This window comes from Mycobacteriales bacterium, from assembly GCA_035690485.1.
Taxonomy (GTDB): domain Bacteria; phylum Actinomycetota; class Actinomycetes; order JAFAQI01; family DASSKL01; genus DASSKL01.
In genome coordinates, this window is the sequence record DASSKL010000020.1 from 1 (window position 1) to 23,239 (window position 23,239).

Here is a 23,239-nt window from a genome sequence, read left to right on the forward strand (position 1 = left end):
CAGCTGTTGACGACGGTGTCGACCGGAGCGCCGCACTCCACGGCCCGCGACGCGCCGTAGGGCTGCCACTCGAGCTGGCCGGGCGCGTGCGCGTCGGTGTCGATCGCGAGCAGGCAGCCGGTCTGGACCGCCAGCCGCAGCAGCCGGCGCGGCGGGTCGAGCCGCTCGGGCCGGCTGTTGACCTCGACCGCGACGCCGAACCGCCGGCACGCCTCGAAGACGATCTCCGCGTCGAACGTCGACTCCGGCCGCCCACGACCGACGACGATCCGGCCGGTGCAGTGGCCGAGCACGTCGACGTGCGGGTTCGCGACAGCCACGACCATGCGCCGGGTCATGTCGTCGCGGTCCATGCGCAGCTTGGAATGCACGCTGGCGACGACGACGTCGAGCTGGGCGAGCAGCTCCGGCTCCTGGTCGATCGTGCCGTCGTCGAGGATGTCGACCTCGATACCGGTGAGGATGCGAAACGGCGCGAGCTCGTCGTTCAGCGCGGCCACCACCTGCAGCTGCTCGCGCAGCCGGTCGGGTGACAGGCCACGCGCCACGGTGAGCCGCGGGGAGTGGTCGGTCAGCGCGACGTAGTCGTGGCCGAGGTCGCGCGCGGCCCGGGCCATCTCGTCGATGGGGCTGCCGCCGTCGGACCAGTCGGAGTGGGTGTGCAGGTCACCGCGCAGCGCGGCGAGGATCTCGGCACCCCCCTCGGCGAGAGCGGCGACCTTGGCCTCGAGCTTCTCCAGGTAGGTCGGAGTCCGGCCCGCGGCGGCCTCGGTGACGACCGTCGCCGTGACGTCGCCGATCCCGTCGAGCTCCTGGAGGCTCCCGGCCGCGATCCGACTGGAGAGCGCACCATCGGGAAGCTCGCCGACCGTCGCGGCCGCCCGCCGGAAGGCGCGCACCCGGTAGGTCGGCTCGCGGCCGCGCTCGAGCAGGTAGGCGATCCGCTCGAGGGCGGCGACGGCCTGGTCGCGCTGGGCGTCGGCCACCGCTAGCCGGCCACGGGTCTCAGGACGGTGACCTGCCCGCCCTTGGTCACGGACAGGTGTCGGGTGGGTTGCTCCGACGTCTCACCGTCCCAGGCGAAGCGGAACGGTGCCGCAGCCGCCCGGACCTCTACACGCTCGGCGGTCCACCGCTCGTAGACCCGGCTGCGCGTCAGGCGCCCGGCGACCAGCGAGGCCACGAACCGCGTGCGGCCGAGTGGTCGCTCGGCGGAGATGAGGCGCACGTCGAGCAGCCCGTCGTCGAGCCGCTCCCGCCACACCGGCGCCAGGCCCGGCGGTTGGTAGGTGCAGTTGCCGCAGAACAGCATCCAGACCCGGCGCTGCCGCCCGTCGATCAGCAGCTCGTGCGGCCGCGCGGTCGCCAGCGTCCGGATGGCCGCCACGGCGGCGGCGGGCAGGGTGCCGAGCTCGCCGGCCAGCCGGTCACGCAGCACGACCATCTCCGGGTAGCCGCCGATGCTGACCGTGTTGACGAAGGGCCGGTCGCCCACGCAGCCGACGTCGACGTGGCCGGCCTGCCCGGACGCCAGCGCGCGCGCCGTGTCGCCGGCGGAGCTGATGCCCAGATCGCGGGCGAAGTGGTTGTAGGTGCCCGCGGGCACGACGGCGAGCGGCAGCCCGCGACCGGCGGCCACCTGCATCGCGCAGCCGACGCTGCCGTCCCCGCCGGCGATGCCGAGCACCTCGGCGTCGCCGGCCGCGGCGTACAGGACGTCGGCGAGGTCCTCGCCCTCGGCGACCGCCACGAGCCGCGCGTCGGGCAGCAGCTGACGCAGCCGGTCGGCCGTGTCGTCATCCGGGCCGGACGCCGGGTTGACCACGACCGTCACACCGGCGCCGGCGGGTCGGGGCGGCAGGGTGAGCTCGCCGCGCACCGTCGCGGGCCGCTCGGGGTGCACCGGCCAGGCCCGCAGGGTCGCGAGACTCACCGCGGTGCCCACGGCGACACCGGCGGCCACGTCGCCGGGGTAGTGCACGCCGGTGTAGATACGGCTGAACGCGACCGCCGACCCCAGGGCGAGCAGCGGCAGCCCCGGCCAGCCGAGCTCGAGCGACGCGCCGACGGTGAACGCGGCGGCGGAGGCAGCGTGCCCCGAGGGGAACGACGAGGTGCGCGGTTGCGTGCGCAGCCGGCGGGCCGCGAGCACCGCGTCGAGTGCCGGCCGGCGGCGGCCGGCGGCCGCCTTCAGCACGGTGTTGGTGACGCCACTCGCGATGGTCAGGCTGATCAGCCCTCGTACGGCGGACCGGCGGCTGCGCCCGCGCGGCGCCGCGAGTCCGGCCGCCACGGCGCCCCACAGCACGCCGTGGTCCGCAAGCCGGGACAGCGGCGGGAGCACCTGGTCGAGTGCTGGTGAATGCCAGCGCGCGACCGCCCGGAACAGCGCGAGGTCGAGGTCGTGCAGCCGGCCGGACGGGCGGATCATGGCGCGGAACCTACCCACCGGCGAGCGGTCCGCCGCTAGACCACCTGGGTCAGCCAGCGCACCGGCGCGCCCTCACCCGCGTGCCGGTAGGGCTCGAGCTCGGCGTCCCAGTGCGTGGCGAGCAGTCGTTCGAGCCCGTGCTGCAGCGACGGCAGGTCGTCGGCGCGGGCCAGCAGCGCACGCAGGCGGTCCTCCTGGACGAGCACGTCGCCGTTGGCGCTCATCGTCGTACGCATGACGCCGAGGCTGGGCGTGGCGAGGTAGCGCTCGCCGTCGGCGCAGTCGCTCGGCTCCTCGGTGATCTCGAAGCGCAGCATGGCCCAGTCGCGCAGCGCCGCGGCGATCCGTCCGGCGGTGCCCGGCCGGCCGCGCCAGCCGGTCTCGCAGCGGAGGAAGCCAGGCGCCATGGACTGCCCCGTCCAGGTCAGGGACACCGGCACGCCGAGGACGCCCGCGACCGCCCACTCCACGTGGGGCGAGAGGGCGGGCGGGCAGGAGTGCACGAACAGCACGCCACGAGCGGGCGCGACTGCTGACACGGCAGCGGACACGGTGACCTCCGGCGTTGGGACGAGGGACGCCTTCCCCTGCGCTCTCGCCCACCGGCCGGTCGTCGCGCTGCGCGACCTACCGACGGCCATTGTGCACCATCAGTCACACCAGTACCCGCATTCCGGGGGGTTCGCCACGCCGGTCGACGGGGGAAGTCGAGCGCATGAGCGAGAAGATCGACGTCCAGGCCATGGGCCCGCACGAGTTCTCCGTCGATGTCACCGAGGGCACTACGAAGACGAGCCACCGCGTCACCGTTCCGGAGGATCTGCTGGTCGACCTCGGCGCGCCCGACACCGACGAGGAGCGGTTGGTCCACGAGTCCTTCTCCTTCCTGCTGGAGAAGGAGAAGTCGACCACCATCCTGCCGGAGTTCCCGCTCGACGAGATCCAGAACTACTTCTCCGACTACATGGACGCGATGCGCACGCGCCTCGCCGGCTGACCCGAGCGGTTGGCGTACGCCGGACCCCGGCGCCACCTCACGCGACCGCAGGCCTCCCACGTGCCAGTCTGGTCGGGCAGCTGCCGTCCGCGGAGGACCGATGACCACGACCACGCCCGACCTCGCCGCCGAGGTGACCGGCAACCCGTTCGCGTTCCTCGACCCCGGCGTCAGGGCGCAGCCCTACCCGTGGCTCGACGCGCTGCGCGAGGCCGGTCCGGTCCCCGCACCGGGCATCGACGGGCTGGTGGTCTTCGGCCGGTTCGACGACTGCGAGGAGATCCTCGTCGCGCCGTGGGGCAGCCACGATCCGCGCAAGGGCAACCGGTTCGCCGAGATCGCGGCGGCGCGCGGGCTCGACGAGCAGGCGGAGATGGACCGCCAGCGGTCGTTCCTGTTCCTGGACCCGCCCGACCACACCCGGCTGCGCGGGCTGGTGAGCAAGGCGTTCACGCGGCGGCGGATCGAGCAGCTGCGGCCGCGGGTCGAGCAGCTCGTCGACGGCTACCTCGACGCGATCGCCGCGAAGGGTGACCTCGAGCTGGTCACCGACCTCGCCTACCCGCTGCCCGTGACCGTCATCAGCGAGATGCTCGGGGTGCCGCCCGAGGATCGCGACACGTTCCAGGCCTGGTCGAGGCTGCTCGCGCACAGCCTCGACGCGGGCCTGATCCCGCAGCCGGAGGAGCAGCTGCGGGCGCAGCGGCGGGCGGTCAACGAGTTCCGGGCCTACTTCACGGAGCTGACCGAGCGTCGTCGCCACGAGCCGACCGAAGACCTGTTGACCGGACTCGTGCAGGCGGAGGAGGCCGGTGACCGGCTCAGCCAGGACGAGCTGCTCTCGACCTGCATCCTGCTGCTGATCGCCGGGCACGAGACGACCGTCAACCTCATCGGCAACGCCGTGCTGACGCTGCTGCGTCACCCCGACCAGTGGCAGCTGCTCGTCGACGACCCGGCGCTGGCGCTGGCCGCGACCGAGGAGACGCTGCGGTTCGACCCGCCGGTGCAGCTCACGTCGCGCACCGCGCTCGAGGACGTCGAGGTCGCCGGCGCGACCGTGCCGAAGGGTGGTTCGGCGGTGTGCGCGCTGGGCGCCGCCAACCGCGACCCGCGGGCCTTCGAACACCCCGAGCGGTTCGACATCCGCCGCGAGGACAACAAGTACCTCTCCTTCGGCAAGGGCGTGCACTACTGCCTGGGCGCCCCGCTGGCCCGGCTCGAGTGCGAGGTGACGCTGGCAGCGTTCGCCCGCCGCGTGGTGCGCCCGGCGCTAGTCGCCGACCCGCCCGACTACACGTCCAACGCGATCCTGCGCGGCGTCGCCGCCCTGCCGATCACGTTCGAGGACATCCACTAGCGAGGCCCCGTTGTGCGGGGCCGGCGATGTCGCCGTACTGCGGCAACTACTGCCGCGGTGTCGGGGTCAAATGATCTCTGACAGGCCCCGTACGGCGGCAGAAGTGGGCCGCTAGTTCTGGAGCGGCTGCAGATGCTCGGCGAGGCCGGCCAGCTCGTCGTCCCATGACGGCGGCTCCTGCACGGGAGCCACGACGAACTTCGAGAAGCCGCGCTCGACGAACCGCTCGAGCAGCGCGCGCAGCGCCGGCAGGCCGACCGGCACGATGTCGCGCGGGTCGGTGTCGGGCCGGCGGCGGGTGACGAGGCGGGCCAGCCGCTCGGGGATCTCGTCGTGCACGTAGGTGACCAGCGCGCCGAAGTGCTCAGGGTCGATCGCGCGGCCGGCCTCGTCGGCGGCCTGCTCGATGACGGGCCGCGCCGCCGCGGCGTCGTCGGGCGTGCAGAAGCTGGGCAGCCAGCCGTCGCCGAGCCGCCCGGTGCGGCGCAGCTCCGACGGGGCGATGCCGCCGAACCAGACGTCGGGCGGCGACTGCGCCGGCAGCGGCTGCACCGTGAGGCCGTCGTAGTGGAAGCGTGGCCCGTCGTGGGTGACCGCCTCCCCCGACCAGAACCGGCGCAACAGGGGTAGCGCTTCCTCGACCCAGCCGGCCCGGTCCTCCCGCGCCACCCCGAAGGCCTGCTGCTCGGCCGGGTCGACGACGCCCAGCCCCACGGCCGGCAGCAGCCGCCCGCCGGACAGCTGGTCGAGGCTGGCGAGCGTCGAGGCGAGCAGTGCCGGCGAACGGCCGGGCAGCACGAGGACGCTGGTGCCCAGCTTCAGCCGCCTGGTGCGGCCGGCGGCCACGGCGAGCCCGATCAGCGGGTCGGGCGCCGCGCCGGTGATGCGTTCGGAGAGCCACAGCGAGTCGAACCGCAGGGTCTCGAGGGCGTCGACGACGGTCGCGAACGTCGCGGCGTCGAGCGGGGTCTGGGTGCCCAGCCCGAAACCGACCCGGACCTTCATGCGCTCACCGGGCGGTGGCTGCCGGCCCAGGCGCCGTAGAGGCGGGCGTAGTGCCCGCCCGCGGCGACCAGGTCGGCGTGCGGACCGACTTCGACGACGCGGCCCTCGTCGACGACCACGACCCGGTCGGCACGGGCCGCGGTCGACAGGCGGTGGGCGATGACGATGACGGTGCGGCCGACCATCAGCGCGTTCATCGCCGCCTCGACCTCGGCCTCCGTGCCCGGGTCGAGGTTCGACGTCGCCTCGTCGAGCACGAGCACGGCCGGGTCGGCGAGTGCGGCCCGCGCCAGCGACACGATCTGCCGCTCGCCGGCGGACAGCCGCGACCCGCGCTCACGCACCTCGGTGTCGAGCCCCTCCGGCAGGGCGGCGAACCGCTCGTAGCAGCCGATCGCCCGCAAGGCGTCCTCGACGTCAGCGTCGGTCGCGTCGGCCCGCCCGAGCCGCACGTTGTCGCGGATGCTGCCGGCGAACAGGTAGCCCTCCTGCGGCACCACGGCGATCCGGCGGCGCAGCGACGCGAGCGTCGCGTCGCGCAGGTCGACGTCGGCGAACGACACCGATCCCTCGGTCGGGTCGTAGAGGCGGGCGACGAGCTTGGCCAGCGTCGACTTCCCGGCGCCGGTCGGCCCGACGAAGGCGACCCGCTCCCCCGGCGCGATGGCCAGGTCGACGTCCGCGAGCACCGGGGTCTCGCCGTCGTAGGTGAACCCGACCGAGCGCACCACCAGCGCGCCCTGCGCCGGCAGGTCGACCGCACCGGGCCGCTGCTGCACCGACGGGACGGTGTCGAGCAGCCGGTAGATCTTGTGCAGTGCCGCACCCGCCGACTGCACCGTGTTGAACAGCTGGCTGAGCTGCTGCACCGGGTCGAGGACGTTGCCGAGGTAGAGCACGAACGCCGCGATCGTGCCGAGCGAGACGGTGTCGACGCCGACGAAGTAGCCGCCCACGCCGACCACCGCCGCGGTCGTGATGACGCCGCTGATCTCGATGACCGGGAAGTAGAAGGCCGAGATGCGGGTGGCTCGCATGTTCGCGTCGTACTGGCTGCGGTTGTGGCCGTCGAAGCGGTGCTGCAGCGCCTCCTCGCGACGGAACGCCTGGACGACTCGCACGCCCGAGAGCGACTCCTGCAGGGTCGCCATCGTGATGGCGATGCGGTCGCGGTAGTGGGTGTAGGCCGCGCTGGACAGCCGGCGGAACCGGAAGCTCGTGACGACCATCAGCGGCAGCGCGACGAGTGCCACCGCCGACAGCGACGGGGAGATGACGACGAGGATTACGGCGGTGCCGACGAGCAGCAGCCCGTTGGTGACGAACAGGACGAGGCCGGTCTGCACGAGCTCGGTCAGCGCCTCGATGTCGGACGTCATCCGCGCGACGAGCCGGCCGGTCTGCTCGCGCGAGAAGAAGTCGAGCGACAGCGACTGCAGGTGGTCGAAGACGCGGATGCGCAGGTTGCGCAGGAACGTCTCGCCGATGCGGGCGACCATCCAGATCTGCCGGCGGCCGAAGTAGAGCGCGCCGGCGGCGACGGCGAGGTAGGTGGCAGCGATGACGTCGAGCAGCCGGCCGTCGTGGCGCGGAGGGAGGGCGTGGTCGATGCCGTAGCGCACCAGCCAGGGGCCGGCGAGCATGCATGCCGTCGAGCCGAGCATGACCAGCGACGCGAGCACGATCGCGCGCAGCTGCGGGTGCAGCAGCGTGCCGGTGCGGCGCAGCACGTGTCGGGCGCTCTGCGCGTCGAGGCTTTCCGGCTCGTCGAGCAGGACCGTCATGAGACGTCCACCAGCGCGTCGTCTGCAGCCGCGGCCCGGGCCAGCAGCTCGCGGTAGCGGGGCTCGCGGGCGAGCAGCTCGTCGTGCGTGCCCTCGGCGACGATGCGTCCGCCGTCGAGCAGCAGCACCCGGTCGGCGAGCGCGATCGTCGCCGGTCGGTGGGCGATGATGATCGTGGTGCGCCCGGCCATGACCTCGTCGAGCGCGTCGCGGATCTCGTGCTCCTTCGTCGGGTCGACGGCGCTCGTCGCGTCGTCGAGCACCAGCACCCGTGGGTTCGCCAGGATCGTGCGCGCGATCGCGATCCGCTGCCGCTGGCCGCCGGACAGGGAGAACCCGTGCTGTCCGATGACCGTGTCCAGGCCTGCGGGCAGCTCGTCGATGAAGGTGTCGGCGCCGGCGAGACGAGCGGCGCGGCGTACGACGTCGTCGTCGACCTCGGGCGAGGCGAACGCGATGTTGGCGCGCACCGAGTCGCTGAAGAGGAAGGTGTCCTCGAAGACCAGCCCCACCGCGCGACGCAGGTCAGCGAGCGACAGCTCACGGATGTCGACCCCGTCGATGCGGATGGTGCCGGCGGTCACGTCGTAGAAGCGGGCCAGCAGCCGAGCGACCGTCGACTTCCCTGAGCCGGTCGCCCCGACCAGGGCGACCGCGGCTCCGGCCGGCACGTGCAGGTCGAGCCGGTCGAGCACCCGCGCGTCGCCGGCGACGTCGTAGCCGAACGACACGCCCTCGAAGCTCACCTCGCCGCCGCCCGGGGGCAACGGACGTGGGTGCTCCGGGTCCCGGATCTGCGCTGCGGTGTCGAGGATCTCCGCGACCCGGCCGGCCGCGGCGACCGCCCGCTGAGCCTGCGCGACGAGCACACCGCCCAGCCGCAGCGGCCAGACCAGCATCAGCACGTAGGCGTTGAACGCGACCAGCTGGCCGATCGTCAGCGAACCGTCGAGCACCTGGTGCCCGCCGTACCAGAGCACGGCGACGAGGCCCAGCGCCGGCAGGAAGTCGAGCAGGGGCAGGTACGACGCGCGCACGCCGGCCGCCCGCAGTGACGCGTCGAAGACGTCGCCCGCCTCCTCGGCGAGGCGCGCTGCCTGTCGCGGCTCGGCACCGAACCCCTTGACGACGCGGACCCCGGAGACGGTCTCCTCGACCACCGTCGAGAGGGCCGCAAGCTCCTGCTGCAAGGTCAGCAGCTCGGGGTGGACCCTGGTCGAGAACCGGGTGGCCGCGACGCTGACGAACGGGAGCGGCGCGAGTGCGATGAGGGCGAGCCGCCAGTTGGTCGACAGCAGGACGCCGCTGACGGCCACGATGGTCAACGCGTTGGCGACGGCGAGCGGGATGTAGACCAGCAGGAACTGGATCTGCTGCAGGTCGCTGTTGGCCCGCGACATCAGCTGGCCGGTCTGCCAGCGGTCGTGGAAGGAGAAGTCGAGGCGTTGCAGGTGGCGGAAGAGCCGGCCGCGCAGGCTGGTCTCGATCCGCGCGGCGACGCCGGTCGCGAGGTAGCGACGCGAGCCGGAGCAGACGCCCTGCACCAGTCCCACGACGACGATGGCGACGGTGAACGTCACCAGCGCGTGGTTGGACCGGTGCACGATGCCGCGGTCGATCGCGAAGCTCGCGAGCAGCGGGACGCTGACCTTCGCCGCGGTCCAGACGATGCCCGACAGCACCCCGGCGAGCAGCGGCAGCCGCTCGTGCCGCAGCCCGTCGCGCATCAGCCGCCAGCCCCGCCGGCGCGTCGCGGCCGAGGGGATTGCCGTCGGCGCGGCGTCGGGGGGCATGCGGGCATCCTCGCAAACCGAACCGCGTTCTGTCTTGCGACTTCGTCCCGCGCGTCGGGCCCGGCGCGTGGAGCCCGGGGGCTAAGCCGCGCGGTGCTCGAAGTGGTCGAGCAGCAGCGTGGCCAGGTGATCGGCGGCGAGCTCGGGGATCCAGTGGTTCACGCCGGTCAGCACCTCGAAGCGGTAGGGCGCGTCGACCCACCGTCTGGTCAGGTCGGCCGCGGTACGACCGAGGTAGCGGTCCCCGTCGCTCCAGACGTACAGGGTCGGCACGCGCACCGGGGCCGCCGTGCGGTTGCGGGTCAGGCCGAGAGCGAGCGCGCGGTACCAGTTGATCTCGGCGGTGGCGGCTCCCGGCTGCTGCAGCCGGCGCACGTATCCGCGCGCCTTCTCCTCCGGCAGCCCCTCGGCGACCATCTGCCGCACGAACTGCTCACCGCCGCGGGCGAGGATCGCCTTCTCCGGCAACCACGGCAACTGGAAGAGCAGCATGTACCAGCTGCGCAGCGCCTGGTTGCTGCGCAGCATGGCGTCGGTCATCGCCCGCGGGTGCGGCGTCGAGACCGACGTGAGCGAGTGCAGCCGCTCGGGTGCCTCCGTGGCTACCGCCCACGCGACGCCGCCGCCCCAGTCGTGCCCGACCAGGTGGAAGCGGTCGGCGCCGGCCGCGTCGGCCAGGGCCAGCACGTCGGCCACCAGCTCGTCCATCGCGTAGTCGCGGCGCGCCTGCGGGCGGGCTCCGGGTGAGTAGCCCCGCTGGTCCGGCGCCAGGGTCCGGTAGCCGTCGGCGTTGAGCCGTGGAGTGACCGCGTCCCAGGATTCCGAACCCTGCGGGAAGCCGTGCAGCAGCACGACCGTCTGGCCGTCGGCGGGCCCGCCGTCGCGCACGTCGAACGTCAGACCGGCGCGCTGAAAGCTGTCCATGTCGGGCAGCATGCCGTGGCCCTTCGCGGGTCGCGGCACTGGGTAGCCTCGGCTGGTGAACGACGCCGACTGGGGCCACGAGGTCCACGCCGGTGCGCGCCGGGGAGGCAGCCGGCACGGGCCTCACATCCACAGCGGTGCCGACGAGCGCTACCTGCGCCGCGCGCTCGCTCTGATCGTCGGCTTCATGCTGCTCGAGGTCGCAGTCGCGTTCGCGGCCGGTTCGCTCGTCCTGCTCGCCGACGCCGGACACATGCTGACCGACGCGGCGGCCGTGCTGGCCGCGATCGTCGCGGCGCGGCTCGCGGCACGTCCTCCGCAGGGCGCGTGGACGTTCGGGTTCAAACGGGCGGAGATCCTGTCGGCCGCGGGCAACGGCGTGACCCTGCTCGTCATCGCCGTCGTCATCGCGATCGAGGCGGCGCGGCGTATCGCCCACCCGCCACCGGTGGCCGGCCTACCGGTGCTGGCCGTCGCGCTGGCCGGCATCGCGGTCAACCTGCTGGCCACGTCGGCGCTCGCCCGTGCCAACCGCTCGTCGCTCAACGTCGAGGGCGCGTTCCAGCACGTACTGACGGACCTCTACGGGTTCATCGCCACGGCGATCGCCGGTGCCGTCGTCTACACGTTCGGCTGGAGGCTGGCCGACCCGGTCGCCTCCCTGGTCGTCATCGCGTTGATGCTGCGCGCGTCGTGGTCGTTGCTGTACGACGCCGGACGCGTGCTGCTGCAGGCGGCGCCGGCCGAGGTCGACGTCGGCGACGTACGCCTGCACATGCTGCAGCTGCGGCACGTGCAGGACGTGCACGACCTGCACGTGTGGATGGTGACGTCCGGGCTGCCGGTGCTCTCCGCCCACGTCGTGGTCGACGACGACTGCCTGTCCGACGGTCGCACCGCGCAGCTGCTCGACCGGCTGCAGGACTGCCTCGTCGGGCACTTCGACGTCGAGCACTCGACGCTGCAGATCGAGCCGGCGAGTCACGCCGGTCATGAAGCCGGCGCGCACCTGTAGCCCGGCGGCGCCTCAGACGCGGGCGTCCGACGACGGCGGCTGGTGCTGCAACCGCACCGGCTGAGCGCGACGCAGGGCTACCCACGACGAAGGGGCCGCACCCGGTGCGGGATGCGGCCCCTTGCTGCGCTCGGACGGAGCGACGGATCAGGTCACTGACCCATCTTCACGCCCGGCTGACCGTGCGCGTACTCGAGCGGGTGGGTGAACTGCCGGCCCGGGACGTTCGCGCTCTTGTGGTACTTGCCGAGCGGCAGGATCGTGCGCCCCATCGTGCTTTCCAGCATCATCGCGGTGGCCACGTAGACCGCCGCCAGCGCGGCGAACGTGAAGGCGTAACCGCCGGCCGTGAACAGCCAGTCGACGCCGGACATCCAGCCGGCCGCACTCAGCGCCGAGCCGAGCGCGAGCGGCCCGAGCACGGTGAAGATGCCGAGGCTCTCGCCCAGCGACGCGATCGCCGCGCATCCCGTCACCACGGCGAGCACCACGAACCAGAAACCGAACGCGGGGTTGGCGGTGCCGAAGTGCGGCACGAGCTGCGCCGGGATCACCTTCGCAGCGACCATGCCGAACAACAGGCCGAACGCCATCCAGAACGAGCCCCACGTGCAGTGCACGGCGGTGGCCAGGCCGTCGCGCGCTCGGTAGGACCAGATGCCGGCCGCAAACTGCGCGACACCACCGAAGAGCGCGGCGAACGGGAACAGCAGCAGCGCGGTGTTGGCGTCGCCGTACCACCCGGCCTGCCACGCGCCGACCATCATCGTCGCGCCCGCGAACCCGAAGAGGCCGAGGATCGACGGCGCAGCGATCGGCGAAAGCACCACCCGGGTCCGGCTCTCCCAGACCTCGTGCTCGTCACGGTCGTCGTGGCGCCGACCAGCAGTCTGCTCGGTGGGATAGGTTTCGGTGGGATACGCGGTGGTCGCCGCCCGCCTTGGAGTCTCTGCCATGGCTTCCTCCTGGCATGCCTTGGAACCTGTTTGCGTCACACGGCTGATACCCGTCGTGGCGGGGCAGTATGAGTACGCATACGAGATATCTCGGATGACGAACTAAGGCGGTCGGATGGGGCGCGTGACCGGGCGACGGCGGGTGCTGCGCGTGGACGCGGAGCGCGTCGTACGCCGTCCCGACACGCTCGTCGTCGAGGAGCCGCTGGAGATCCGCATCGCCGGCCGGCCCGTCACGGTGACGATGCGCACGCCGGGTGACGACTTCGACCTCGCGCACGGCTTCTTGGTGACGGAGGGCATTGTCCGCTCCCCCGCCGAGGTCGACATGATCCGCTACTGCGCGGGCGCCGACGAGGACGGGCGCAACACCTACAACGTGCTCGACGTGGCCCTCGCCGACGGGGTCGCGCTGCCCGACCTGACGTTGGAGCGCAACTTCTACGCGACCAGCTCCTGCGGCGTGTGCGGCAAGGCGAGCATCGACGCGCTCGAGGTCACCGCGGCCTGGCCGATCGCCTCCGACGACCTGAGCGTCGACGCCGCCGTCCTCGCCGCGCTGCCCGATCGGCTGCGCGCCGCGCAGCGGGTGTTCGACTCGACCGGCGGGCTGCACGCCGCGGGGCTCTTCGACGCGGCCGGCGAGCTGCTGTGTGCCCGCGAGGACGTCGGCCGGCACAACGCGGTCGACAAGCTTGTCGGGTGGGCGCTGCGCGAGCGTGGGCTTCCGCTGGCCGGCTGCATCCTCGTGGTCAGCGGGCGGGCGTCGTTCGAGCTGACGCAGAAGGCGCTCGTGGCCGGGATCCCCATGCTCGCCGCCGTGTCGGCACCCTCCACGCTGGCGGTCGACCTGGCCGAGCGGGTCGGGATGACGCTGGTCGGCTTCCTGCGCGGGCCGTCGATGAACATCTACACGGGCCCGCAGCGGATCACGACGCCCGCAGGCTGAGCCGGGTCCGCGCGGCGAGCAGGGCGGCGACGGCCGCGCCGATGAGCAGCACGACGGTGATGTTCGACGCGCTGGCGACCGCGCCCGCGGCCAGCAGGCCGAGCGGGATCGTGCCGCCGAAGCCCATGATCCACAACGCGGTGACCCGCCCGCGCACCTCGTCGGCGATGTGCTCCTGCAACGCCGTCGACAGCGACGTGACGGTGACGAAGTAGGTGAAGCCGACGATCAGCGCCACCGGGTAGGCCGCCTCCGCCGACCGCACGAGGGCGAACGCCAGCAGGGACAGCGCGAACGCGCCCAGCCCGACCCGCACCAGTCGCCGGCGAGGCTGCGAGACGAACACTGTGCCCACCGACACCGCGCCGGCGGCCGCGCCCAGGCCGAACAGCGCGTAGAGCCCGCCGTAGAGCGAGCTCTCCGGGTCGATGCCGAGGTTGCGCGCGGCCAGCACCGGCATCAGACCGATGAACGGAAGGCAGAAGAACGACAACGTCGCGATGATCGTCAGGCACTGCCGGATCAGATCGTCCTGCCGGGCGATGCGGATGCCCTGCGCGATGCGCTGCAGGCCGCTGTTGGCGGCCGCGGCGACGCGAGGCAGCGGTACGACCAGCAGCGGGCCGATCGCGAAGACATAGGTGACGGCGTTGAGCGCGAAGATGCCGCCGACGCCGACGACCGGGATCAGCAGGCCGCCGACGGCCGGGCCGATGACGCGCGCGACGTTCATCTGCACCGACTGCAGCGACACCGCACCGGGCAGGTCGCGCCGCCCGACGAGCGTCGGCAGCACGGAGGAGAAGGTCGGCGCGTTTATGGCGTTGCCGATGCCGACGAGGACGACGACGACGAAGACCAGCACCTTCGACGGGTGGCCCGAGGCGGCGACCCAGGCGAGCACAGCCGACATCACCATCTGCTCGAGCTGGCAGATGATGAGCAGCACCTTGCGGTCGACGACGTCGGCGAGCGCGCCGCCCACCATCGCGAGCGCCAGCAACGGGCCGAGCTGCGCGAAGCCCAGCAGCGACACGTAGCCCGCCGAGTGCGCCAGCTGGAAGGCGAAGACGCCGAGCGCGACGTTCTGCATCCAGGTGCCGACGTTGGACGCGAAGGCCCCGCCCCAGATGAGCCGGAAGTCTCGATAGGCCAGAGCCGCGCGGGCCGATCCGGGGACGTAGGGCAGATCGCCTTCGAGCTGCGCGTCGTCGGCTTGTTCGGGGTACGGGCGCGGGCGCGCTTCGTCACGGGCGGTGGTCACGAGCGGCTCACCCGGCAATTATCGACGACGAAGCCGAATCCCGCTCGGTTCGGCTCCGAGCACCCGCCCGTCGGCCATCTGCACGACCCGGTCGGCGTACGCCGCACCGGCCGGATCGTGGGTCGCGACGACGACCGCGCCGCCGCGCTCGGCCACGGACCGGAGTACGCCGAAGAGCGTGGCCGCGTGCTCACCGTCCTGATGCGTAGTGGGCTCGTCGGCGAGGACGATGTGCGGCTGCAGCACCAGCGCGCGGGCCACCGCGGCGCGCTGCTGCTGGCCGAGTGAGATCTCGGCGGGCTGCCGGTCGGCCAGGTCGGCGAGATCCAGAGTTCGCAGCAGGTCGTCGGCGGCGGTCCGGTCCGGGGCCCGCCCGGCGAGGCGCACGGGCAGCAGCACGTTGTCGCGGACGGTCAGGTCCTCGAGCAGGCCGAGGCCCTGCGGGACCACCCCGACCTGCGCCCATGGCGGCGGGCCGCCGTCGGAGCGTTCGGCGAGGAACACCTCGCCCGCGTCGGGCGTCTCCCAGCCGCCGAGGACGAGCAGGGCGGTGGACTTGCCCGACCCCGAGGGGCCGACCAGCGCCACCACCTCCCCGACCGCCACGGACAAGTCGACGGCGCGCAGCGCGTGGACGGCCTCGCCCGCACGGCGGTAGGTCTTGTGCACCCCCGCGAGGCGGGCCGCGACGGTCATGGCGCCGCCTCGACGACCCGACCGTGCTCGACCCGGACGACCCGGTCCGCGCGCTCGACGACGGCCGGGTCGTGCGAGGAGACGACCACACAACCGCCGGCGGTCGCCAACCGGCGCAACGCGTCGATGACCCGTGCGCCGGCGACGTGGTCGAGCTGCGCGGTCGGCTCGTCGCAGACGAGCAACGCCGGGTCGCCGATACCGGCGAAAGCGACGCCCAGGCGTTGCTGCTCACCCCCGGAGAGTTGGGCCGGGCGATGGTCGGCCCGGCCGTCGAGCCCGAACGCGTCCAGCAGTCGGTCGGCGTCGGCGGCGCCGGTCCCGCGCAGCCGCGCGGCGAGGAGCAGGTGCTCACGTGCGGTCAGGTAGTCGATGAGGTTCGCCGACGGCTGCTGGAAGAGGTAGCCGATCCGGCGGCGGCGCAGCCGGCGGCGGGCCGCGGACGACATTCGCGTCGTGTCACGGCCGTCGATGCGCACCGCACCGCCGTCGGGCCGGTCGAGGCAGGCCAGCAGGCGCAGCAGCGTCGACTTGCCCGAGCCGCTCGGCCCGGCGACGACGGTCAGCTCGCCGGCCACGAAGTCCGCGGCCAGCTCCTGCAGCGCCGTGACCGGGGCGCCCCCGGCCACCGCGTAGGTCTTGGTCAGCGCCTCGCACACCGCCCGCGTCTCAGGCATCGCGCAGCACCTCGGCCGGATCGGCCCGGTCCAGCGACCGCTGCGCGAAGAGGCTGGCGGTGACAACGGCCACGGCGACGACGAGCGCGACGACCCCGAGCGCGGCGTAGGGCGTGACCAGGACCGTGGCCGGCGGAGTGGTCGGGTCGAGGTCGAGCGGTCCGGCCACCGCGTGGACCGCCGCCAAGGCCAGGCCCAGGCCGACGACCAGCCCGACGCCCAGGCAGGCGGCCAGCTCGAGCGCCACACCGGCCAGGTGACCGGCCCGCGACATCCCCATGCGGCGCACCATCACATACGACAGCCGCCGAGCGCGTGATCTCGACTCCAGGTAGAGCAGCAGACCGCCGATCCCGACCGTGGCGGCCAGGACGGCCAACGCCGTCAGGTAGTCGAACGTGTAGCTGACCGGCAGATAGACGCCCTTGTCGACAACCGCGCTGGCACGGAAAGGAAAGCGGATGGGCAGCGCCGCCTGCGCCGCCTGGCGCTGGATCTGCTGCTCGTCGCCTCGCACCCAGAGCTCGTGCCAGGCTCCCGGCAGCCCGGCGAGCGCCTTCCGGTCGACGACGAGCAGCGGGCCACTGCGCCCCTCGCTCGGAAAGTCGGCGGGATGGCCGACGATGTCGACCGGCACCCTGATGGCCGGCGCGGACAGCTGCGAGATCAGCAACGTCTGGGGCCCGTGGAGATTCGCACCGACCAGCAGCGCCGGCGGCAAGCCTTCCGAGCCGCTCGTGACACGTTGCAGCTGCCGCTGCAGTGACGGACTCAGGGTGGGATCGGCGTAGGCCGCGTCGGCGAAGGTGCGCACGTCGACACCGATGACGTCGACCCGCAGATCGCCCAGCGGCTCGCCGGGGTAGCGGAGGACCTCGGTGCTGTGACCACGCCACCCGGCCGGCATGGGTGCGGGCTCGGTGAGCAGCAGGACGACGTCGCTGCCGATGTGCAGCCGCGCCTCGGTCTGCAGCGTCGTACGCACGGACGCGGAGACACTCGCGCCGTACAGCGCCACGGCTGCGGGTAGCGCGGCAGCCGAGACGAGCAGGACGGCGACCAGCGGGGCGCCGGTGATCCGGCGCAGCGCGAGGTAGGGCACGTTGGGCAGCCGGTCGCCGCGCCGGCGCAGGGTCAACGTCCCCGCCGCGAGCAGCCGGCCGACGAACGTCACGGCGCCGACGAAGAACAGCAGCGGGAAGACCAGAAGCAGCGGGTCGACGTGGGCCACCGAGCCGAGGCCGAGGGCGTCGGTCTGCGAACTGCCACCGACGAGCCGGCCCACCGCGACACCGGCGCCGGCGAGCACCGCCAGCTCCCACGGCACGAGTGCCGGCCACCTGCGCCGTAGGCCGATCGCTCGCTCGGCGGTGCTGCGCACGCGCACCCCCGCCACCCAGCCGAGCAGCAGCAGCGCGACGGCCAACGCGGCGGCCGCTACCTCCAGAGCCTGCAGCGGGCGGCCGGCCGAGAGCAGAGCGCTCGGGCCGACCAGGCGCACGAGTCCCAGCGCGACCGCCCAGCCGGCGGCGGCTCCGAGCAGCGCGGCCGGCGCCATCTCGAGCAACGCCTTCGCACCGAGCGCGGTCGGGCCGACGCCGTGGGCGACGAGGACGTCGACCTCCACGCGTCGACGTTCGACCCAGTAGACGGCGGCGGCCCCGACCACCAGCAGCGCGACCACGCAACCGGCGACGGCGATCGGCGTGACGGTCGAGGTCAGCGCGCTCTGCACCAGGATCGCCCGCTGCAGGAAATGAGCGAGCTGGCCGGGCGGCGGGTCGAGCGACCGGAACGGCTGGTCGCGAGGCGCCCCGCCGCCGACGAGCGCGTCGCGCTGCCGGTCGATGCCGGTCACGACGGCGGTCGTCCGGTCGGTGGTGATGCCGGCGACGTCGACGAAGGACGTGAAGAGCCCGGTGGCCTCGGCCCCGGTGCGCTCGGCCACGGTGAGCGCGGTCGGCAGGTCGGCCAGGAGCACGTCGAAGACCGGCGGCGGGGTCAGCGTGTAGGGGTTCTGGTAGAAGTCGCCGGTCAGCTGGCACCAATAGTCGGCTGCGTACGCCGCGCCCTCACGCAGGTCCCGGTAGACGCCCTTGATGCGCACCGACGCCTGCCCGCCCGTGCCGGCCAGCGGCAGGGTGTCACCGGCCTCGATTCCGAAGTCGCGCGCACCGCGGTCGGAGATGTAGGCGCCGTCGCCGGCGACCTGGCGGAGCACGTCGACGTGGTCGCGGAATCCGGTGCGGCTGACGATTCGCACCGTGTCGGCGCCGTTCTCGGGTGCGCCCTGCACCTTCGTCAGGAAGTCCAGCGTCGTGACCTGGTGCACCCGCGGCACCCCGCGCGTCGCCGAGGCGACCTGCCCTTGCCGAAGGTCGAGCAGCTGGGCGCCGACGAGCGCGGGCGGGATCCGGCTGGGTCGTTCGGGATCGAAGGCGACCTGGCGGAACGGCACGTCGACCTCGTAGGTCGGGCCCACCGTGCTGCCGCAGCTGTCGTCGATCTGCTGGTGCAACGAGGCGTTGGCCGAGGAGGTCAGGAACAGCGGCGCGGACGCGGCGGCGACGCCGAGCACCAGGACGGCCCCGAAGACGGCAGCGAATACCCCTGGGCGGCGCAGCAGCAGCACCGGCGCGCGGCGCCACGGAGCGCTCCCGAGCACGCGCCACGGGCCGAGGCGAGGATGCTCGGCGATGATCCGACCTACCCGCGGTCGGTGGCGACGGCCCACACGCGATCCATCATGCACGGCTGGCGTGCCGTTGACCGCGAGCGCTCTACCGCAGCGCGCCGCGCGTCAGGTGGTGCTCTCGATGACCGGCATCGCTCAGCCGGCGGCCACGTCCGTGTCGTCGGTGTCGTCGATGACGATGAGCCTCGGACCCTCGCTGGGCGCCTCGTCCTCGACCAGCTCGAGCTCTTCGTCGTCGACGGCCTCTGCCTGCTCAGGCACGGCACCGTCGCGGGTCGTCTCGACGTCGCGCAGCACCTGCTCGTAGAGCTCGGTCGCGTAGCGCAGCGAGTCGACGTGCCCGGCGGAGATCTCACCGAGCGCCTGCGCACGCAGCTGGGCGGCCTCGTGCAGCGCGCGGTCGTGGTCGACGGCGGAGGTGCGCAGGATCTCGGCGCGCGTGAGGCCCGCCTCCCGGATCGCCTCCGAGCGAGTCACCCCGGCCTCGCGGATCGCCTCCGCCCGTGCGCGGGCGCTTTCGGCGACGGCCTCGGCGGCACGCAGCGTCTCCTCGTAGGCCGCGGCCGCGGCCGCCAGTTCCTCCTCGTAGGCCTGCTGCACGCGACGCTTCGCGGCGTTCTCGGCATCACGAAGGGCAGCGGCATACGCCTCTTCGGCCTGGCGCTGGGCGCGGGCGCGGTCCTCCTCGGCCCGGCGCATGCGCTGGTCGTGCTCCTCGCTGACCCGACGCAGCGCCTCTGCCCGGGTGACGGTGGCCTCACGCAGTGCGTCCGCGCGAGCCAGCGTCGCCGCCTTGATGGCGTCGGCGCGGGCGATCTCGGCGTCCGCGACAGTGGTCGCGGTCTCGAGCGCTTCGACGTGCGCAGCCTCCGCCACGCGCATCGCTTCCTGGTAGGCCTCGTCGCCGGTGATCAGCCGGACGCTGTCGGACATGCCGCCTCCCTGTGGTCATCGAGAGGCACAGTGTGCGCCCAGTCGCGGGACGAGGGAAAGGGACGACGCAGCCACAAAGGGATGGCTGCGTCCGGCCCCTCTACGCAGGCGTCGGCTTCTTGGCGCTGGACCCTTGCGGAACGAGGGCAATCATGGTCTCGACCACGTCGAGGTTGCGGAACAACGGCGGCGCCTCGCAGAGCGCCGCGAGATTCGCGCTGTACTGCTGCGTCGCCGGATGGCTGGAGTTGGCCATCGCCACGTCGTACGACGGGAACTCGACGATCGCCAGATAAGTGTTGGGCCGGTCACGGTCGGCCGTGAACACCGACATGGTGGCCGGCAGCGGGTCGCCGGCAGCCTTGCGCTCCTCCTGCATCCGGTCGACGAGAGCCCTCACCTCGTCGATCTTCTTGGTCGTCATCTCGATGATCTGGACGAAGGCGGCCATGGTGCCCCCCACTGGTCGTGCGCCGACGGCGCTCGTGACCCGCCCCACGGTGGACCTGTGCCGGCACGGGCGCAAGACCGCAGACAGATACGGAACCAGCGCGCAGTCGACGGATCCGGCGGCCCAGTCGACCGGCCCGGCAGCTCAGCCGGCCGGCCCGGCAGCGCGCACCTGGTCGACGGCTACCAGCGCGTCGCGCAGCTTGTCGATCCACTCGCCCTCGTGGCGCCCGACGAGACGCACGCACCAGCCGAGCGCGTCGGCACGTGACCGCGCGACCCCGGCGGCGACCAACGTGTCGAGGACCCGCCGCTCCGGCTGGCGCAGCCGAGTCATCATCGGCACGGACAGGCTGGTGAACACCTGCCGCGTCTCGCCGCACTCGGCGCCCCAGGCGACCTTGCGGCCGAACTTGTGCTCGGCCTCGCGGGCGACCTGCATGCGCTCGGCCCGGGTGTCCTCCCGGAACCGCTGGATGCGGCCGGCCTCGGCCGCCCGCTCGGACGCTGCGTCCCCGGACTCGTCGGGCGCGCGGATGCGACCCACGACGACGATCTCCTCACGGTCGACGGTGATCTCGGGCGCACCGTCGTACCAGCCCTCGGGCAATCGCCCGCGGATCCAACCACTGATCTCATCCATGCAGTTATTACATGCTTACATCCATGCACCGTCAAGGATGCAGACGAGCGCATTCGGGCTGGGTCCTTGTCTGCGTCACACTGACCCGCGTGGTTCGAGAGAGCCGGCCCTCACTGACTGCGCGCTGGGTCGCCGCCCAACGGGCGCGACTACACGAAAGCCGGCCTTTCCTCCCCGACGGTGAACCGGAGGCGGAGCGCAGCCTCTACCTCCAACTCGGCCGCGCCTTCTCGCTGCCCGGCTTACGTCCGACCGGGATGGGGCTGCGGACCCGGTTCATCGACGAAGAGGTGTTGCGCGCCATCAGTGATGGCATTGATCAGATTGTGCTTGTCGGTGCCGGTTATGACGCACGAGCGTTGCGTTTTCGCCAGCCCGGAGTGCGTTGGTTCGAGGTAGATCACCCGGCGACGCAGCCGGACAAACGGCAACGGATGCAGCGGGTCGGTGACGACCTCGGGCACGTCACATTCGTGCCTGTGAACCTGCTCGTCGACGACATCAGGGCGCACTTGGATGCTGCGGGGCTCGCGGTCGCCCGACCAAGCTTGTTCATCTGCGAGGGGCTCTTCACTTACCTGCCGAACGAGGCGGTCAGCGCGCTGTGCCGGCAATTGTTCGAGCTTTCGGCGCAGCGCAGCACCTTGGTGGCGAGCATCCTCGTGGTCCCGCCACGACGCGGCCGCCTGGCTCCGCAGAGCGCCGCCGACGCCCTGCTCGCACTCCTGGGCGAACGACGTCTTGGAATCTTTCATCCCGGGACGGCAGAACAGCTACTGCGCCAAGCCGGGTGGGGGCTGCAACGCCGGGCCGCCACGCGGCCGGCACGCTTCGGTGGTAGCCAGCTAGCGGTCATCGCCGCGCAACCTGCCTAGGCAGCCCTCCGCTTCGTCGACAACTCTGGCATGCGCCTGCTCACGGGGTCAGAGAGCCGACTCCCGGGCGTCCGCGCCTACGACGGCGACCATCGTTCCGGCCGTAGCGTGGACGCATGACGAGTCGTCGATGGCGAGACGTACGACGTCGTCTGGAGTTACCCGAACCCGATCCCCTCGGCGCAGCAGATCGCCGGTCTCCTGGCCTTCTGGGAAGGAAAGCCCGGGATCGGGGTCCTGGTGGGGCCGGGCTCCCGCGGCGGACCGGCACCCGTTTCGTGACCGACATCGGTCACCCGGTTGCCCGGTCATTGCACAACCCCAAAATCGGTGGCCACGACGTCGCGAGACGCGCAAGGCTCTGCCGAGTGGCGCTGATCACTTGGGACCGCGAACTCGCGGAAATGTAAGCGTATGACGACACCGGCGCTGGTTCCCAGCCGCACAAAATAGGGGTCGAGTGATGGCCTACGACGAGGATCTGGCCGACCGAGTCCGTGAGCACTTGGTCGGTACTCGGGTGACCGAGAAGAAGATGTTCGGCGGTCTAGCATTTCTCGTGGACGGCAACATGGCCGTCGCCGCACGCGGCCACGGCGGCTTGCTCGTGCGCGTCGACCCATCCGAGTCCGACCGGCTTGTCGAGGAACCGGGCGTTGAGCCGATGCAGATGGGCGGGCGAGCCCCGATGACTGGTTGGCTGCACGTCGCCGCTGAAGCGATTGCCGACGACGAGTCCCTCGACCGGTGGGTCCAGCGGGGCGTCAGATACGCCCTCAGCCTGCCCACGAGGTAGCGCCCCAGCGCCCCCCAAGGTCGAGTGAGACGCATCAGCCGAAGTAACGCGCTCCCAGTGGGGCGGGTGGGGCTCGAACCCACGACCGACGGATTATGAGTGCTGTTGGTCTCAGCGCTGTGCTCACCTGCGAAAACACCTGGAATCTACGACCGTAACGAGCCGAATACGTGTCTCTTTGCTCGCACAGGCCGGGCTGACGTCAGCGTGGTCAGCATACGGCTCCTGGGGCGTACGCTTCCGCCATGACGTTCGAGCGGATCACGGTCGACCAGGACAAGATGGTCGGGCAGCCTTGCATCCGTGGGCTACGCATCCCCGTAGCAACCGTGGTGACCATGGTCGCCGACGGCATGACCGTGGAAGAGATCGTCGACGACCTGCCCGAGCTAGAGCCTGCTGACGTGGCCGAAGCTCTGCGGTACGCCGCCGCTGCGGTCCGCGAGCGGGAACTTCCGCTGCGTCAGCCGGCGTGAAGTTCCTCGTCGACCAGAACATTTCTCGGCGGGTGGTCGAAGGCCTGATCGCAGCCGGCCACGATGCCGTTCACGTCGCCGATCTCGGTATGAGCCGTGCCGCTGATGCCAAGATCCTGGGTGCTGCGGTGGACGGCGACCGGATCATCATCTCGGCGGACACCGACTTCGGGACGCTCCTCTCCCTGTCGGGCGACATCCGACCATCGGTGCTGTTGATTCGTCGCCCCACCGGCCGCAGGGCAGCTGACCTGACGGCACTGATTCTCGCAAATCTTGAGGCTGTCGGCGACGCGTTGGGCCAGGGCGCCGTAGTCGTGCTGCATAACGAACGCGTACGAGTGAGACTGCTGCCGTTGAGGTAGTCCGCGATTCGCGGCCGTGCGTCGGCGCATTTCATCTGGGTGTCTCTCCCTCGTTCTGCGATACGAAGACCGGTAAGATCAATGTGTGGCCTGTCCACCCGACCTGAGCAAGAGTGACTTCGAGCCATGACAAAAGTGCTCGGTAAGTGCTTGGC

Annotated in this window: 23 protein-coding genes; 8 read left to right on the forward strand and 15 right to left on the reverse strand. The window is 72.1% G+C overall.

Translation table 11 applies throughout. From position 1 onward, the window contains the following. From VFJ21_03680 to VFJ21_03690, 3 genes are all read right to left on the reverse strand, one after another. On the reverse strand, positions 1-986 hold a 986-nt coding region (locus VFJ21_03680), incomplete at its 3' end, for a PHP domain-containing protein (GenBank protein HET7406221.1). Between the two features lie 2 nt (positions 987-988). Next, positions 989-2,431: a phosphatase PAP2 family protein gene (locus VFJ21_03685; GenBank protein ID HET7406222.1), complete on the reverse strand. Its 1,443-nt coding sequence runs from the start codon at positions 2,429-2,431 to the stop codon at positions 989-991. A 35-nt stretch (positions 2,432-2,466) separates the two neighbouring features. Beyond that, complete coding sequence (locus VFJ21_03690; protein HET7406223.1) at positions 2,467-2,982, reverse strand: DUF3145 domain-containing protein; 516 nt, start codon at positions 2,980-2,982, stop codon at positions 2,467-2,469. A gap of 164 nt (positions 2,983-3,146) precedes the next feature. On the opposite strand from VFJ21_03690, the gene VFJ21_03695 reads away from it, so the two are divergent. Both VFJ21_03695 and VFJ21_03700 read left to right on the forward strand, forming a co-directional pair. After that, complete coding sequence (locus VFJ21_03695) at positions 3,147-3,428, forward strand: hypothetical protein (GenBank protein ID HET7406224.1); 282 nt, start codon at positions 3,147-3,149, stop codon at positions 3,426-3,428. Positions 3,429-3,528: 100 nt separating this feature from the next. Next, positions 3,529-4,788 (forward strand): cytochrome P450, encoded by a 1,260-nt coding sequence (locus VFJ21_03700; protein ID HET7406225.1) that lies wholly within the window; start codon positions 3,529-3,531, stop codon positions 4,786-4,788. A 111-nt stretch (positions 4,789-4,899) separates the two neighbouring features. Here the strand turns inward: VFJ21_03700 and VFJ21_03705 are convergent, their stop codons facing one another. From VFJ21_03705 to VFJ21_03720, 4 genes are all read right to left on the reverse strand, one after another. Then, positions 4,900-5,793 (reverse strand): LLM class flavin-dependent oxidoreductase, encoded by an 894-nt coding sequence (locus VFJ21_03705; protein ID HET7406226.1) that lies wholly within the window; start codon positions 5,791-5,793, stop codon positions 4,900-4,902. After that, positions 5,790-7,577 (reverse strand): ABC transporter ATP-binding protein, encoded by a 1,788-nt coding sequence (locus tag VFJ21_03710; GenBank protein ID HET7406227.1) that lies wholly within the window; start codon positions 7,575-7,577, stop codon positions 5,790-5,792. The genes VFJ21_03705 and VFJ21_03710 overlap by 4 nt, the downstream gene beginning before the upstream one ends. Continuing rightward, positions 7,574-9,370 carry an ABC transporter ATP-binding protein gene (locus VFJ21_03715; protein HET7406228.1) on the reverse strand — a complete coding sequence of 599 codons (1,797 nt, stop codon included), beginning with the start codon at positions 9,368-9,370 and terminating at the stop codon, positions 7,574-7,576. The genes VFJ21_03710 and VFJ21_03715 overlap by 4 nt, the downstream gene beginning before the upstream one ends. Positions 9,371-9,451: 81 nt before the next feature. Beyond that, on the reverse strand, positions 9,452-10,294 hold the full coding sequence (locus VFJ21_03720; GenBank protein ID HET7406229.1) for an alpha/beta fold hydrolase: 843 nt from the start codon (positions 10,292-10,294) through the stop codon (positions 9,452-9,454). Positions 10,295-10,349: 55 nt separating this feature from the next. Between VFJ21_03720 and VFJ21_03725 the strand changes: the two genes are divergently transcribed. After that, positions 10,350-11,309: a cation diffusion facilitator family transporter gene (locus VFJ21_03725; protein HET7406230.1), complete on the forward strand. Its 960-nt coding sequence runs from the start codon at positions 10,350-10,352 to the stop codon at positions 11,307-11,309. Between the two features lie 152 nt (positions 11,310-11,461). On the opposite strand, the gene VFJ21_03730 is transcribed toward VFJ21_03725, so the two are convergent. After that, entirely contained in the window at positions 11,462-12,265 is an 804-nt protein-coding gene (locus VFJ21_03730) for a GPR1/FUN34/YaaH family transporter (protein ID HET7406231.1), read from the reverse strand. A 115-nt stretch (positions 12,266-12,380) separates the two neighbouring features. Between VFJ21_03730 and fdhD the strand changes: the two genes are divergently transcribed. Further along, a complete protein-coding gene (fdhD, locus tag VFJ21_03735; protein HET7406232.1) occupies positions 12,381-13,214 on the forward strand; it encodes a formate dehydrogenase accessory sulfurtransferase FdhD in 834 nt (277 codons plus the stop codon). Here the strand turns inward: fdhD and VFJ21_03740 are convergent. From VFJ21_03740 to VFJ21_03770, 7 genes are all read right to left on the reverse strand, one after another. Continuing rightward, positions 13,195-14,478, reverse strand: a complete 1,284-nt coding sequence (locus VFJ21_03740) for an MFS transporter (GenBank protein HET7406233.1) — start codon at positions 14,476-14,478, stop codon at positions 13,195-13,197. The two genes, fdhD and VFJ21_03740, sit on opposite strands and share 20 nt — an antisense overlap. Before the next feature lie 18 nt (positions 14,479-14,496). After that, on the reverse strand, positions 14,497-15,174 hold the full coding sequence (locus VFJ21_03745) for an ATP-binding cassette domain-containing protein (protein ID HET7406234.1): 678 nt from the start codon (positions 15,172-15,174) through the stop codon (positions 14,497-14,499). Then, positions 15,171-15,851, reverse strand: coding sequence for an ATP-binding cassette domain-containing protein (locus VFJ21_03750; protein ID HET7406235.1), 681 nt, complete (start codon positions 15,849-15,851; stop codon positions 15,171-15,173). The genes VFJ21_03745 and VFJ21_03750 overlap by 4 nt, the downstream gene beginning before the upstream one ends. Then, positions 15,844-18,516 carry an FtsX-like permease family protein gene (locus VFJ21_03755; GenBank protein ID HET7406236.1) on the reverse strand — a complete coding sequence of 891 codons (2,673 nt, stop codon included), beginning with the start codon at positions 18,514-18,516 and terminating at the stop codon, positions 15,844-15,846. The genes VFJ21_03750 and VFJ21_03755 overlap by 8 nt, the downstream gene beginning before the upstream one ends. Positions 18,517-18,681: 165 nt before the next feature. After that, on the reverse strand, positions 18,682-19,479 hold the full coding sequence (locus VFJ21_03760; GenBank protein HET7406237.1) for a hypothetical protein: 798 nt from the start codon (positions 19,477-19,479) through the stop codon (positions 18,682-18,684). Positions 19,480-19,579: 100 nt separating this feature from the next. Beyond that, positions 19,580-19,930: a hypothetical protein gene (locus tag VFJ21_03765; GenBank protein ID HET7406238.1), complete on the reverse strand. Its 351-nt coding sequence runs from the start codon at positions 19,928-19,930 to the stop codon at positions 19,580-19,582. A 144-nt stretch (positions 19,931-20,074) separates the two neighbouring features. Further along, positions 20,075-20,572 carry a hypothetical protein gene (locus VFJ21_03770; GenBank protein HET7406239.1) on the reverse strand — a complete coding sequence of 166 codons (498 nt, stop codon included), beginning with the start codon at positions 20,570-20,572 and terminating at the stop codon, positions 20,075-20,077. Positions 20,573-20,661: 89 nt separating this feature from the next. On the opposite strand from VFJ21_03770, the gene VFJ21_03775 reads away from it, so the two are divergent. The 4 genes from VFJ21_03775 to VFJ21_03790 all read left to right on the forward strand — a co-directional run bounded on the left by VFJ21_03775 (position 20,662) and on the right by VFJ21_03790 (position 23,084). Beyond that, complete coding sequence (locus VFJ21_03775) at positions 20,662-21,447, forward strand: SAM-dependent methyltransferase (GenBank protein HET7406240.1); 786 nt, start codon at positions 20,662-20,664, stop codon at positions 21,445-21,447. A 463-nt stretch (positions 21,448-21,910) separates the two neighbouring features. Then, positions 21,911-22,243 (forward strand): TfoX/Sxy family protein, encoded by a 333-nt coding sequence (locus tag VFJ21_03780; protein HET7406241.1) that lies wholly within the window; start codon positions 21,911-21,913, stop codon positions 22,241-22,243. 245 nt (positions 22,244-22,488) lie between these two features. Then, on the forward strand, positions 22,489-22,719 hold the full coding sequence (locus tag VFJ21_03785; GenBank protein ID HET7406242.1) for a DUF433 domain-containing protein: 231 nt from the start codon (positions 22,489-22,491) through the stop codon (positions 22,717-22,719). Further along, a complete protein-coding gene (locus VFJ21_03790) occupies positions 22,716-23,084 on the forward strand; it encodes a DUF5615 family PIN-like protein (protein HET7406243.1) in 369 nt (122 codons plus the stop codon). Before VFJ21_03785 ends, VFJ21_03790 begins: the two co-directional genes overlap by 4 nt. The last annotated feature ends 155 nt before the right edge of the window (positions 23,085-23,239 follow it).